The 12,588-nt window shown below is 57.8% G+C and carries 6 protein-coding genes; 2 read left to right on the top strand and 4 right to left on the bottom strand.

Going from position 1 to position 12,588, the window contains the following annotated elements; all coding sequences use genetic code 11:
- Nucleotides 1-27: 27 nt before the first annotated feature.
- On the bottom strand, nt 28-690 hold the full coding sequence (locus tag IEX44_RS01310) for a DUF502 domain-containing protein (protein WP_188687929.1): 663 nt from the start codon (nt 688-690) through the stop codon (nt 28-30).
- Between the two features lie 18 nt (nt 691-708).
- On the bottom strand, nt 709-1,809 hold the full coding sequence (locus tag IEX44_RS01305; protein ID WP_229678681.1) for a calcium:cation antiporter: 1,101 nt from the start codon (nt 1,807-1,809) through the stop codon (nt 709-711).
- Between the two features lie 625 nt (nt 1,810-2,434).
- Between IEX44_RS01305 and IEX44_RS01300 the strand changes: the two genes are divergently transcribed.
- A complete protein-coding gene (locus IEX44_RS01300) occupies nt 2,435-5,041 on the top strand; it encodes a bifunctional diguanylate cyclase/phosphodiesterase (protein ID WP_229678680.1) in 2,607 nt (868 codons plus the stop codon).
- Here IEX44_RS01300 and IEX44_RS01295 read toward each other — a convergent pair.
- The gene (locus IEX44_RS01295; protein WP_188687925.1) at nt 5,034-8,393 is read right to left on the bottom strand and encodes a response regulator; all 3,360 of its coding nucleotides are present in this window, start codon (nt 8,391-8,393) and stop codon (nt 5,034-5,036) included. The genes IEX44_RS01300 and IEX44_RS01295 overlap by 8 nt on opposite strands.
- An 863-nt stretch (nt 8,394-9,256) precedes the next feature.
- Here IEX44_RS01295 and ggt point away from each other — a divergent pair.
- Nucleotides 9,257-10,984, top strand: a complete 1,728-nt coding sequence (ggt, locus tag IEX44_RS01290; RefSeq protein ID WP_188687923.1) for a gamma-glutamyltransferase — start codon at nt 9,257-9,259, stop codon at nt 10,982-10,984.
- On the opposite strand, the gene IEX44_RS01285 is transcribed toward ggt, so the two are convergent.
- Nucleotides 10,985-12,523 carry an MDR family MFS transporter gene (locus tag IEX44_RS01285; RefSeq protein WP_188687921.1) on the bottom strand — a complete coding sequence of 513 codons (1,539 nt, stop codon included), beginning with the start codon at nt 12,521-12,523 and terminating at the stop codon, nt 10,985-10,987.
- Nucleotides 12,524-12,588: the final 65 nt, after the last annotated feature.

Raw genomic sequence — 12,588 nt, 5'->3', positions numbered from 1 at the left:
CCAATAGCCGGTTTCTGAGGGAATGGATCAAGTGCTCTGCAGATTGTTGCGCAAAGGGGGCGGGGGTGTAATGCCCATCGAGACATAAATGCTGGTCAGCCTGTCGACCCCGATTTGCGCCGGTTTGACCCAGTCGGACGGCACATAGAGCAAACCGCCACCAATGGGAATGGGTGCGGTGGGCACCAGTACGGCCAGATAGTCGCGACCATTCAGATCCACGGGCTGTGGGTTGGGGAGTAAGCCCAGCACGGCCACGCCGTCGCCGCCAAAAAAACACCAGACCGGGCTCATGGCGCCAATGTCAGCCTCTTTGGTCTGGCTCTTGTCCAGTAATCCAACAAAACGATCTGCCAGGTTGTACAGACTGTTAAAGAGCGGGATGCGACGCAGCGTGAGGTCAACAAGGCGTGCCATCGGTTTTTTCAAACCAGAACGCACGGCGACCCCAAGGAGGAAAATACCAATGACAATAACCAGTGTGCCGGCCAGCCAGGAAACAGCGGGGCCTGCCGCAAATGGCGCACCAAGCGCTGCAAATACGCGGCCAATCAAACTGCCGGGGCCGACAAACCGGTTCAGGGTGCCCACAAGCCAGCCAATCAGAAAGAGAGTGAGCGCCAAAGGAAGCAGCGCCAGCAGGCCGGCAAGCCAGGTGGTGGCAAGGGTTTTCAGGCCGGGTTTGATCATGGTTCTGAGCGCTCCGGCTTACGGCACGATATTAAGAAACACGAAGGCCGCAAACACCACCAGATGCACCACGCCTTGCAGGATGTTGGTCCGGCCCGTGCCTAGCGTGATGGCGCTTAACAGCAGGGTGAGCGCCAGCATTACGCTTTCCTTGGCGTCCAGGCCAAGAATCAGCGGGCGATCAAGCACAATGAACAGTACCGCGACCGTCGGGATAGTAAGCCCGATGCTGGCCAATGCAGAACCGAGTGCCAGGTTCAGGCTCTGTTGTAACTGGTTGGCCCGTGCGGCTTTTGCCGCAGCAATACCCTCTGGCAGCAAGACCAGGCCAGCAATGATGACGCCGACAACCATGGCGGGCGCGCCCATCGAAACGACGAAGGTTTCGACGGTGGGCGACAGGATCTTGGCCAGACCCACCACGCCCACCAGGCTAACGAGCAGGAGCACGCAGCTAATCAAGGTCAGCCGGCCAGAGGGTGGTGGGACCTGGATGTCATGACTGTTGCCGGGCTGACCGGGTTCAGGGTCAGCCAGAAAATAGTTGCGGTGACGTACTGTCTGCACAAACACAAAAGTGCCATAGAGTACGAGCGACGCCACGCCTGAAAACGCCAATTGTGATTGCGACCAGGCCGGGCCAGGCACAGTGGTTGCGTAGTTGGGTAGCACCAGTGCCAGTACGGCCAGTGCGGTCAGTACCGCAAGCGCGGCGCTGGCGCCCTGGCGCTGGAAGACTTGCTCCCGATGGCGCAAGGCACCCAGCACCAGGCAGAGCCCCACAATGCCGTTGCACACGATCATGACGGCTGCAAACACCGTGTCTCGGGCAAGGCCGGCTTTGGCGTCACCGCCGGTCAACATGACCGACACAATCAAAGCCACCTCAATGACGGTCACCGCAACCGCCAGTACCAGTGTGCCAAAGGGTTCGCCGACCTTATGGGCAATCACTTCTGCATGATGAACTGCCGCAAACACCGTCCCTGCGAGGCAGATTGTGGCGAATGCCACCAGCCAGCCATTGCTGCCGACGCCCAAGGCAACGCCCAGCGTCATCATGGCCAGAATGGGCAGGACCCAGGTCCAGTGGGGGGTTGAGGTGTGGTGCGCGGACACATCGTCTCCTTGTCGTGCGTGTTCGGCCGTCGAATGCGGCAAATGACACTGTTTTATATGAGTCGCCAGGGCTTGGCAAACCAGCGTGGTGACATCGCCCTGTCAGCGACGATGGACTGGGTAGACCGGGTGCCGAGGTGCCGGTTCAATGTTAGATCACCTGGAGAGGGTCGAGATGACAAGGCTTTGCGGGCGGTGCCCCATTGTCGGGCATGTTTGGTAACCGTTACCAAACGGCGTAAGGTGATGCGCATTGAAGATGGGTGGCGCGCTTGCCGGGTGTGTTCTTGTAAATCAGCATTTGCATTGACGTGGTTTTCTTACCATAAAGGTCAAGTGTGTCTTGCGTCTCATTTTCTATGACAAACGCGTGAAGTCGCACCAGGATTGGGTTCTCTTTTGGTTGCATTAGTAATTTCTAATGTACTACCATGCAAGATAGCTCGCTTTCTGACTTCCTTTGTTTGGAGTGTGTACTTGCTAAACTTACAGACGACCCTGCGTCAATGCATCGGGCAACGTGTCGGCAACACGACATGCAGCCCTATGCAGTGGGGCCCTCATGACGCGTTGGCGCCGGCATATCAGACTGTCGTGCGCTCCCGGTCTCAGGGGTGGTGTTGTCGTGAGTGAATCTCTGATCCGCGATCTGTCGGTCGCCGCCGGGCACCTGGTTGGCGCTACACCGTCTTCTTCTGAAATCCAGCACCATGTTGAAGCGATTGATCGCGCCATGTTGGTGGCGCGTTTTTCCGCAGACGGTCGTATTCTGGGTGCCAATCGCCTTTTCCTGGATCGCTTTGGTTACGATCTGGCCGAAATTGTGGGAGCGCCACATGAATTGGTGTGCCCGCCCAACCGGCCGGAAGCGCATCAGCAGCACAAAGAACTCTGGCGTTCTTTGCGTGCCGGCAAACCATGGGCCGGGTTGGTCGAGAGAGTGGCGCGCGATGGTCGCAGCGTCTGGCTTGAGGCGACTTACGCACCGCGCATGGATGAGCACGGCCATCTGCAGTCCGTGCTGGCAGTGTCCTCAGATGTCTCTTTACGCGTTGAACATGAACGCGTGCAATCCAAGCGCTTGTGGCAGTCGCTGGTTGTCGATGAAACCGACAGCGCCGTGATTGTCACGGATGGTGCCTGGCGTATTGTTTATGTAAATGCTGGTTTCACGCGCATGTTTGGTTACCAGCTAGAAGAGATCCACGGTCGCCGGCCCATTGCACTATTGGTGCCGCACGTGAAACCGGCGGTGATTGAAGAAGCGCTCAATTGCGCCAACGCGGGTCAGCCGTTCCGGCTTGAAGAGTTGACGTATGCCAAGGATGGTCAGCGTTTCTGGAACAAATTGATCATCAATCCGGTGCGGGATGCCCATGGTGTGTTGGTAAATACGGTGAGCGTCGTCACCGATATTACCGATGCCAAAATGCACGAAATCATTCACCACCGCGGTCTGGATGCCATGGCGCGCGAGACCCCGGTGGTGGAATTGATGGCCATGATCTGCCAGGAGGTGGAGCGCATTTCTCCTGAGGTCGTGGCGTCGATTCTTTCGGTGGATGAGAAAAATACGCTGCACCCGTTGGCCGGCCCTAGTTTGCCTGAACGTTTTTCGAGCGCGCTGGATGGTATTCCGGTGGGCCCGCAAGAGGGCTCATGCGGCACCGCTGCACACCGCTCCCAGGAAGTGGTGGTTACCGATATTGAAACCGACCCGTTGTGGGCGAACTACGCCGGGCTGGCCGCTTCATTCGGGCTCAAAGCATGTTGGTCAACGCCCATTGTGTCCAGCAAGGGGCAGGTCGTTGGCACATTTGCATTCTATTACCGGGAAAAACGCGGTCCCGACGAGTTTCATCGCCGTCTGGTGAGTGTGTGCGTCAATCTGTGCGCCCTGGCGCTGGAGCGTGAAGCGGCACGGGCGGAAATCCAGAAGCTGGCGTTTTATGACAGTCTGACCGGCTTGCCCAATCGCAGCTTGTTGCTGGCCAAGGCGGAACAGGCCATTGCCGGTGCAACACGTGATCACAGTCAGTTGGCTGTCCTGTTTGTTGATCTGGATCGCTTCAAGCAAATCAACGACAGCTTGGGTCATACCGTTGGTGATGAGGTTCTGCGCCTTGCTGCGCAGCGGCTTACAGAAGGGCGGCGGGCGTCCGATATCGTCGGCCGGCTGGCGGGCGATGAATTCGTGCTGGTTCTCCCGCAATGTGACGCCAGGCGCGTGGCTGATCTGGCGGATCAATTGCTGACGAATCTGGCGCGTCCACACCGTATTGCTGGCGCAATGCATGTCATGTCGGCCAGCGTTGGCATCAGTCTTTTTCCGGAGAATGGCAGCGACATTGAAACGCTGCTGCGCCGCGCCGACATTGCCATGTATGAGGCCAAGGCCAGTTATCGGGGTAGTTACAGCTTCTTTAGTAACGAGATGAACCTGCGCGCCCAAGAGCGCCTGGCGCTTGAAAACGCGTTGCGCGAAGCCATCGAGAAACAACAGCTACGTCTGCATTACCAGCCGCAAGTCATGGTTGAGGATGGTCGCCTGCATGGCGTTGAAGCGCTGACACGTTGGCACCACCCTACGTTGGGAGAGGTTTCTCCAGCGCGTTTTATTCCCCTGGCGGAAGAGTCCGGGCTGATTGGCAGTTTGGGTTTGTGGGTGCTGGAGGAGGCGTGTCGTCAGTTGGCTGACTGGCAATCTCGCGGGATTGATGTCCCCTGCGTGGCGGTGAATTTATCGCCGACCAATTTTCATAACATCGAATTGCCACCCATTATCAGCGCCTTGCTCGCGCGTTATGCGCTGGAGCCAGCCCGGCTGGTGCTGGAAATCACTGAAAATGTCTTGCTGGACGGGAATGCCACGACCTTGAGCATCATTCAGGAGGTGCACGCGCTGGGCGTCAAGTTGTCGATGGATGATTTCGGAACGGGTTATTCGAGTTTGAGCTATTTGCGCCGTTTGCCGGTCAGCGAACTCAAGCTCGACAAGAGCTTTGTACATGACTTGCATAATGACCAGACTGCACAGGCGCTTTCAGAGGCAGTGATCCGGATTGGCGAGAGTCTTAACCTGGTGGTGGTGGCCGAAGGCGTGGAAAACGAAATCCAGCTCAACTTGCTGCGTCAGCAGGGTTTTCATGTCATTCAAGGGTTTTATCTCTCCAAGCCATTGCCCGCGCCCATGCTGGAAAGCTGGCTGCAACGACGCCCCCCTGTTAACTGACGGTGGGGTTCCGGTCGGCATCACCACCATTGCGCCCGGTCAGGGCCAATAACGGCGGGATCACCGCCTCAAGGTCAATGGGTTTGCCGACGTGATCATTCATGCCGGCGCTCAGGCATTCCTCCCGATCGGCAGCCGATGTATTGGCGGTCATCGCCAGAATGGGTAGATCGGCAAAACGACCATCTGCGCGGATGCGGCGGGTGGCTTCCATGCCGTCAATGTCGGGCATCTGCACATCCATGATGACTGCATCGAACGTTTGACCGCTTTCTGTCACTGCGGTCACGCCCTCAAGGCCGCCCTCCGCCAGGGAGACCGCCGCCCCTTCGCCTGACAGTAATTCAGAGGCCACGTGGCGGTTTAGCGCGTTATCTTCCACAACCAGAATCCGCATCCCGGCCAGTCTGCCCTGTGGTCGGCTGCGGACGGTTTTTCCCTGGGGCGTGCTGGTGCCATCCAGTACGTGATAAACGGTGTCGACCAACTGGCCCGGTGTGAATGGCTTGGCTAGCGTATCTGCAAAGACCGGGCTGGCCACGGTGATGGAACGCAACAGCGCGTCGTCCCCCGGGCGAGTGAGCAAAATGACCGCCGTCGCGGCTTCCGCGCCTGGCATCTGGCGGATGCGCCCGGCCGTCACAATGCCATCCATCTCAGGCATGTCCCAATCCATCAGCACAATGTGAAACGGGGTGCCATCATCCAGCGCTTTTTGCACCGCTGCACACGCTGTGGCGCCATTTGAGGCGGGTCGTGCATCCCAGCCCAGGCTGCGCAACATGGTGATCATGATGCGCAAGGCAACCTGATTGTCATCGACGACCAGTATGCGAAGTAGTCTGCCGGGCGGGACGATGGTCTCTTCCTGGGCGGCCAGACTAATGCAGAACCAGAAGCGGCTGCCTTCGCCCTGGGCGCTTTCTACTGCCAGGTCGCCCCCCATCAAGCGCACCAGTTGGCGAGAAATGGCAAGCCCCAGACCGGTGCCGCCAAACCGGCGCGTGGTCGACGCCTCTGCTTGCTGGAAACCTTCAAAGATATGGCCGATCTGTTCCGGGGCAATGCCAATGCCGGTATCGCGCACGGCGATTTCCAGCTTTACGTGATCACCCTCCCAGCCGCAATAGCGCAGCGATACGACCACTTCGCCTTGCTGGGTAAATTTAAGTGCGTTCCCGGCCAGATTGATCAATATCTGCTGTAGCCGTAATCGATCACCGACCAATACACGAGGCAGGCGGGCATCGACTTCATAAAGCAGTTCCACGTTCTTGGCGCCAATGTTGCCCGATAACACTGTCGCCAGATCACGCAGTAAAGATTCAACCTCGAACGGGTGGGGGTCCAGCTGCAATTTGCCGGCATCAATCTTGGAAAAATCCAGCACATCGTTCAATAGCCCGAGCAGCGCCTGTGCAGCGTTTTGGGTTTTGTCGACGTAATCCTGCTGCCGAGTGTCCAGGTCCGTCCATTGCAGTAGTTGCAGCAAGCCCAGCACCGCGTTCATGGGGGTGCGGATTTCATGACTCATGTTGGCAAGGAAAGACGACTTGGCCTCGTTGGCCGCCACGGCTTGTTCCTTGGCATGGCGCATGCTCGCTTCCAGTTGCTGCTGCACTGTGACATCGCGGTTGATGCCCGTCAGGCGAATGGCCACGCCTTGCGCATCCCGTTCCACCTGGGCCGAAGCCTGAATGAAACGGATGCGATCGCCGGGCAAGACAATGCGGAAAATGGTTGAGAACGTACCCAGACCCGCAATGGCATCGTCCAGATTATCCAGTGCCGCAGCCAGATCATCAGGATGTACCCGTGAACGCCAGTGTTCAAAGTTGAGGCTGCCATCCCGCAACGACAGTGGCTGCTCGTAGAACTGGAACATGCGCGGGTTCCATTGCAGCGTGTTGTCCGCCAGGGTCCAGGACCAGATGCCCAGTTCGGCAACTTCGGCGGCCATCAACAGTTGGTCACGTGCGGCGAGCAAGGCGCGTTTGTACTGATGCTGCTCGGTGACATCCGTAAAAATGCCCAGATAACCGACCAGTTTGCCGTCCTCACGCATGGCAGAGACAGAGAGTAGTGCCCGGAACCGGCTACTGTCTTTCCGGATCAAGGTCCATTCACGTGTTTCGGCCTCGCCCTGATTGGGGCGGATCAGCGTTGGAACCATGTCGGCAGGCAGGGCTGTGCCCAGACTTTTTTCCAGTTCTGCGCTGTATGCCGCCAGTTCATCAGGAACATGAAACGCCCGCGGAGAAATCTTGCCGATGACTTCGCTGGCTTCGTATCCCAGCAAACGTTCGGCGCCACGGTTGAAAATCCGGACAATGCCATCGGTGTCGCCTGCAATGATGGAGACCTCCGTGGCAGCCTCAAGCAGATTGCCAAGCAGGTCATGCAGACTTTTATAACTGGCTTCGCGTTCGGCCAGCCGCAAATTGGCCAGGCGTACGTGCTCCAGGGCAGCTGCCACGACCATGGGGGGGAGGAGCGTCAAAATGAAGGGTAGAAAGAACCAGATGTCGCCATGTTGCCCAAGCCCCGGCGGTGGCAGAAAAATGCCCATTGCCGCCAAGGTGCCCATGCAGAACGAACACAGCAAAATGCCTGGCGCGACGATTTCCAGCGGTGCGAGTGCGGCAAGGAAAGTCAGCGACACGGAAACGTAAACATAAGGGAAAGCCAGTTGTGCCGGCGCGTAGAGTGACATGGCAACAGCGAGCAAGAGCAGCAACAAGCCATTGCGGCCGCGCATGGCGGCCAGCACGCGGCGCCAGCCCCGGGCCAGAATGGTCAACCCCAGTGGCAGGATTGAAACGGTCCCCACCACGCTACCCAGAAACCAGGTCAACAGCGTATCGAGCCAGGGCGCTGTACTGCGCTGGGCAATAAAGGTCGTGCTGATCAGTGCGCCGATAAAACATGCGGGCAAAATGATTAACGCCAGCTTGGACATCAGTTGGGCCGGCTCGCTGATGATCTGCGCAGGATGCCCATACCGGCGCAGTAGCCAGCCACCCAGTAGCATCTCGCACACGTTGCCAGGCTGAAAGATCAGCGTGGTGACGGGGGATAAGCCAAGTAGCGTGCGCAGGATCAGGTCAGTCAGAACCAGCGCCAGCAAGATCAGCGGCCACTCTTTGGCCGGCCGTGTTTGCAGTGCAATCACGCCCAGCGCGTTGGCGTACCACAGATTGGCCATGCTGCCGCTCTGGCGTGACAGCAATAGCGCACTCATGGCCAGTACAAAATACAGCGCCACCGCGACGGGCAGAACCTGCCGCAACGGGTAATGGCTCGGCTCGGCGCCGGGTGGGGCGTCGTTGGGTACTTGCAAAGTTTCAAACACGATTAGCGATGCTTGCGTACGGCGCGTGTCCGGCGCAGGGCTGCGCGCATCAAGGCTGCAGACGTGACGGTCGCGACCAGAAAGGTCAGAGTGACTGACAAACTCATGAACATTCTCCCTGAATCATTAAACCTGACTGATGCCACGCCCTGGCCTGCCTGGTAGCGCAGTTAATGGGGCGTTTTCTGGCGAATTCTGTCAGCCAGGTGGTGCATCGAACCAGTGGCTCAGACTGCTCTTCCTGCCCTGGTGCTTTCCTCGATTTGCATGTACTGGAGCATTTGTCGCCACTTGTTGCGGCGATCTTCGTTGTCAGCGCATTCCCACGAATGGTAAGGATGAGGATGCGCTCACCCTTACTTTAGACAGAAATCTGACGGCGTGTGTGTCTGGTGACAAATGGGCGACAACGGCTGTCGGCTGGCAATGTGTGCACGACACAGTGCAATCGCATTCGGTGTGCCGGGGTCGGCGATTGCCGGCTTGAGCGGCATTTGCCTCATTGCATGGCAAGCAAGAGATTTCCAGCTCCGTTTTGAAAGCCCTCGGCGTGTCGTATGCAGGGTTGTCAGGCCTGGCCGGGCGCGGTGTTTGTTTCTTTTTTGTAAGGAAAATACTTTCTTTTTCCTTGTATTTGATTTGACATGTCACTGACGTTTTTCTATGAATGAATAGTTTGTTGGTGTGGTAGCGGGGCACAAAAGCCGTCTTTGGACGGCTTTTGTTTTTTCGGTTGTCGGGCAATGGGCCACCATTGCGTCATGTTCCGGTGACCGATTGCCTATGCTGGAGCGTCGATAGACCACAATGCCTGCCGCGCATTGGTGTACGAGCTGTCCTTTGTTGTTCTTCATGGTGGCCTTATGAAAACCCCGTCTGTTGCCCGCGTTGTCGGTCTTGTTGCTTTTGCATTTGTCCAGGCGGCAAGCCAGGCTGCTTCGCTGGCGCCCGTCATGGCACAGAACGGCATGGTTGTGTCTGCTCAGCAATTGGCTACCAAGGCGGGCGTGGACATCCTGAAGCGGGGCGGCAATGCGGTTGATGCGGCCGTGGCAGTGGCATGGACACTGGCTGTGGTCATGCCTGAGGCCGGAAACCTCGGTGGGGGTGGTTTTATGACCGTGCAGTTCGCCGATGGTCGTAAAACGTTCCTGGATTTCCGGGAAAAAGCGCCGCTGGCAGCAACGGCCAATATGTATCTGGATGACAAGGGTAATGTCGTGCCAAGGCTGAGTACCCATGGTTATCTGGCGGTGGGTGTGCCCGGTACAGTGGCGGGGATGGAATACGCGCGGAAAAAATACGGCACCATGGATCGGGGTATGGTGATGGCGGCGGCCATCAATTATGCGCAAAACGGCTATGTGCTGGAGCAAGGCAATGTGGATGTGCTGCACGAAGCCACGGCAGATTTCCAGCAAGATGCGGCTCACGCCGGGGCGATCTTTCTTCACCATGGTCAGCCCTACCAGACGGGTGACAAACTGGTGCAGAAAGACCTGGCCCGCACTCTGCGTGAAATCAGGAGCAAGGGCGCAGCAGGTTTTTACAAAGGCTGGGTCGCCAATGCGCTTGTGCGTTCAGTTCAAGGTGGTGGTGGCATCATCTCGCTGGCCGATCTGGATCAATACCAGCCGCGTGAAATGCCGCCGGTTGAATGTGATTACCGTGGCTATCACGTCGTCTCCGCCGCACCGCCCAGTTCGGGTGGCATTACCCTCTGCGAAATACTCAATATTGTGGAAGGCTATCCACTCAAAGATCTGGGTTTTCACTCGGCACAAGCCATGCAATACCAGATTGAAGCCATGCGCCATGCCTATATGGACCGGAACTCTTATCTTGGCGATCCCGCGTTTGTGAACAATCCGGTAACGCACTTGCTGGATAAAAACTATGCCGCGGCGATTCGCGGGGTGATTGATCCGCACAAGGCAGGTGTCTCGGCGGACATCAAACCTGGTGTGGCGCCGCACGAGGGCAGTAACACCACGCATTATTCGATTGTCGATAAATGGGGTAACGCGGTATCAACAACGGTGACATTGAATGACTGGTTTGGCGCCCGGGTGATGGCGAACGGAACCGGCGTGTTGCTCAATGATGAGATGGATGATTTCACCATCAAGCCTGGCGTGCCCAATATGTACGGGCTGGTGCAGGGCGAGGCCAACTCGATTGCGCCGGGAAAGCGCCCGCTTTCTTCCATGAGCCCGACCATCGTGACCAAAGACGGCAAGCCCGTCATGGTGGTCGGCACGCCCGGTGGTAGCCGAATTATTACGGCCACACTGGAGACCATCATCAATGTGATTGACTACGGCATGAACATCCAGGAAGCGGTCGATGCACCGCGGTTTCACCAGCAATGGTTGCCGGAAGCCACCAACATCGAACGCTTTGCGCTGAGTGCCGACACACAGCAAATCCTGGAAGGCTGGGGCCAGAAATTTGCGAGCCCGCAGCCCGCCAACCACATCGCAGCCATTTTGATCGGGGCGCCGATGCTGGATGGCAAACCCGTGGGCAGTAACCGGTTTTATGGCGCCAACGACCCGCGGCGCCATACCGGGCTGGCGCTTGGGTACTGATTATTCGTGACCGCCGGCCGTGGACTTTGTGCGCAACGGGATCTCCCGCAGGCCCAGGGTAAAGGCAAAAGCGAGTGCCAATACGCCCGCAGCAACAAAACAGATGCCATGAAAGGCCGAGCTGAATGCATCAAGATATTGGGCATGCAGCGCGGGTGGCAATTGGCCCGCGGCCAGCATGGCCTGGCGCCCGGTCAGGCCGCTATCGGGCAGCAGGTTTTCCAGTTTGTGGCTGAGCAGTGCGTTAAAGAGAGCGCCAAACACGGACACCCCAATTGACCCGCCCACCATGCGGAACAAGGTCACACTGGAAGTCGCTACGCCGATTTGGCGGGCATCCGCCGTGTTTTGTACAACCAGCACCATGACCTGCATGACCATGCCAAGGCCCACGCCCAGCATGGCCGCGCAAGCGTATAGATCACGCAGCGGGCTGCCTGTCTGCAGGCGGGCAATCAGCACCAGTGCAATGCCTGCCAGCAACGTGCCGACGATGGGGAAGAAGCGATAACGACCGGTGCGACTGATGATGATGCCGCTCAGAATTGAGCTGGATAGCAGACCGCCCATCAAAGGCAGCAACTGCGCGCCAGCGCCCGTCGGCGTAGAACCTTTGACAACTTGCAGATACAGCGGCATATAAGTGATGGCGCCAAACAACCCGGCCCCGACCAGGACGCTGACAAGGCTGCACAGTACAAATGTGGGTTGCTTGAACAGCGTTAGTGGAATGATGGGTTCCGCTGCACGTTGCTCCTCATAGATAAACCCGGCCAGACAGACCACGCTGATGTAGAGGTAAATCCACAGTTCAGCGGAGGACCAGGGCAGGGTGGTGCCGCCCGATGTAGTAAACAGCACCAGGCAACTCAGGCTCGTCGCCAGAAAACCTGCGCCCCAGTAGTCGATCTCGTGTTTGACGTGGACTTCATGCGCATGCAGCACCGCGCTGATGACCGCCAGTGCCAGCAAACCCACGGGCAGGTTGATGTAGAAAATCCAGTGCCAGGAATAATGCTCGACGATATACCCGCCCAGCATGGGGCCCAGCACGGTGGCCAGCGCGTAAGTGGCACCAAACAAACCCTGAAACTTGCCGCGCTCGGCCGGGGAGAGCACGTCTGCGACAATCGCCATGGTCACCACCATCAGCCCGCCGCCGCCCAAACCCTGGATGGCTCGCGTGATGATGAGTTCGGTCATGTTTTGCGATAAACCGCAAAGCACGGAACCGACCAGAAAGAGCGCGATGGCGATCTGTAACACCTTCTTGCGCCCGAAAAGGTCGCCAAATTTGCCGTAAAGCGGAATGGCAATCGTGGAACTCAGCAGATAGGCCGTCACGACCCAGGAAAGCTGCGAGACACCGCCCAGATCACGCACGATGGTGGGCAGGGCGGTCGACACAATGGTTTGATCCAGTGCTGACAGCAGCAGTACCAGTACCAGTGCGCCAAACAGCAAATGTAATGGCGGCCGCTTTGCGGGCTGGGCAGAGGGCGCAAGTGTGACAAGGGCTTCGGTAACAGTGGTGTTCATCGGGCTTGTTAATTAATTGATGACACAATTAATATATGTATGACATACGGTTCATGTCAATGCCC

This window comes from Silvimonas amylolytica (assembly GCF_014645555.1).
Taxonomy (GTDB): domain Bacteria; phylum Pseudomonadota; class Gammaproteobacteria; order Burkholderiales; family Chitinibacteraceae; genus Silvimonas; species Silvimonas amylolytica.
The sequence above is the reverse complement of the archived record's forward strand: the minus strand, read 5'-3'. Positions and strand labels throughout refer to the sequence as shown.